This window comes from Bacillus sp. SIMBA_005, assembly GCF_046535585.1.
In the GTDB taxonomy this organism is placed as follows: Bacteria; Bacillota; Bacilli; order Bacillales; family Bacillaceae; genus Bacillus; species Bacillus pumilus.
Genome location: NZ_JAWRWI010001327.1, coordinates 1 through 229 on the forward strand (window position 1 = coordinate 1; position 229 = coordinate 229).

Annotated in this window: 1 pseudogene; it reads right to left on the bottom strand. The window is 48.9% G+C overall.

The features are described 5' to 3' along the window. Positions 1 to 229 (bottom strand): annotated as a pseudogene (locus SB660_RS24380) (MocR-like pyridoxine biosynthesis transcription factor PdxR); the annotation flags it as partial.

Genomic DNA, 229 nt, shown 5'->3' on the forward strand with positions numbered 1-229 from the left:
GGATGCCGAGCCTGATGTCCTCTTCTAACAAACCGCCATAACCGATTAAGACAGAAGTAAAAGCCGTCTGTTCTATATATAAGGGAGACACGGGATAGATGGTTACACCGTGGTCTGCAGCTGCTTGTATTGCTTCTTCCTCACTTGCTGGAAACAAAAGGCGCAGCAGGATGTGAAGCCCCGAGTTCTTACCGAGAATCTCAACGGTGTTTCCCAGTTCAGAGCGGAT